1 protein-coding gene is annotated in these 586 nt (G+C 43.0%); it reads right to left on the bottom strand.

The features are described from left to right. Positions 1-111 precede the first annotated feature (111 nt). Positions 112-586, bottom strand: a 475-nt coding sequence (locus KUV22_RS17215) for a hypothetical protein (protein WP_222233013.1), incomplete at its 5' end; no start/stop codon positions are given.

The raw sequence follows: 586 nt of genomic DNA, 5'->3' as shown, positions 1-586 counted from the left end.
TAACGCCCAGCGCAGGCGCAGCCAGCGCGGAGCGCATTTTGTGTTAATGTTTGAGCGCCAGCGAGTAACACAAAAGGTGCGTAGCGTTGGTTGTCGCTCTGCCGCTGCTTGTTAAGGCAGGTTCCCAAAGTGGTGAAGTAAATGCTTGATCTTAGATCCAGAGTATATATCCATTCGATTAGTCATCTCCTTGAGATCTTCGAGGCTACGCGTACTTGGACCAACCGGAATTAATTCTCGACAAAAGGTCAACTCTCTATCTGAGAATAAAAAGAATACATAACTTTCACCCAATGTAACTCCTTGAAACAGCGACTCAAAACCAGTTACTAAAGTGATTGACTTTCCATTCTCACCTTTGAATGAATGATTTACCGCAACAGTAATTTCAGTTTCATTCCCATATTTTTTATTTGGGTCATAGGTCCCAGAAACTACCTGCCCTAAAAATACATCGGTCGCCTGGTCAGCATGCGCACCTATTGACTGCTTGTATCTATTCTCGTTGTTGCATTCCCAGGCTTCGGTGTAAAAAGAAACACAAACAAGAAAAAACGCAATTACCTTATTCATAGTGTGCCTTAAC

Origin of the sequence: Microbulbifer agarilyticus (assembly GCF_019800665.1) — a bacterium.
In the GTDB taxonomy this organism is placed as follows: Bacteria; Pseudomonadota; Gammaproteobacteria; order Pseudomonadales; family Cellvibrionaceae; genus Microbulbifer; species Microbulbifer agarilyticus_C.
Note: the sequence above shows the minus strand (reverse complement) of the source record. Positions and strands in the feature narration are given on the sequence as shown.